This is a genomic window from Pontimicrobium sp. MEBiC01747 (assembly GCF_053601635.1).
The window spans coordinates 1-507 of sequence record NZ_JBSHNS010000484.1 but is presented as its reverse complement, the minus strand read 5'-3'; the positions used below and the strand labels follow the sequence as shown (position 1 = coordinate 507).

General features: G+C 41.4%; 1 protein-coding gene. It reads right to left on the bottom strand.

Translation table 11 applies throughout. The features are described from left to right. Window positions 1-507 (bottom strand): hypothetical protein (locus ACVC2P_RS15810; RefSeq protein WP_452599422.1); only part of this gene is annotated, 507 nt, incomplete at both ends.

Sequence of the window (507 nt, the reverse complement as noted above, 5' to 3'; positions counted from 1 at the left end):
ATACCAATTAACAGCATCCCCTAAAGCAGGAGGGCCAGGCAGTACAACACTTAAAGCAGGTGTAGTTGTCCCAAAACAAACACTAGGATTGTTAGGATTAGTAGGCGTATCGATAAAAGGACAAGCACAATTAGGCGCAGTAACCATTAAGGTGTCTTGACACGCTCCATTGATAGCACTAGTTGCAGTAATTGTAATATCCGTTCCAGCAGGAACACCAGTAATAGAGTTCCCAGTAACAGTCCCTGCGGTGGTAGTAATAACAGCAGAAGCAGGAGAAATGCTAAAAGAAACATCGTAAGTTAATAAGTTAGCAGCACAAGTAGTTGCAGTAAAGTTAAGTATAGGCGTTTGATTAATATTTATAGTAGCAGTACTAACATCGTTAGGACAAGGGCTTGTTCCAATAACAGTATAATCGAAGGTACTAGTAGTTGCACCAACAGCTGGTGTAAAAGTACCAGTGGCAGCATTAAAAGTACCACCAGATCCAGAAGTTTGCGACCA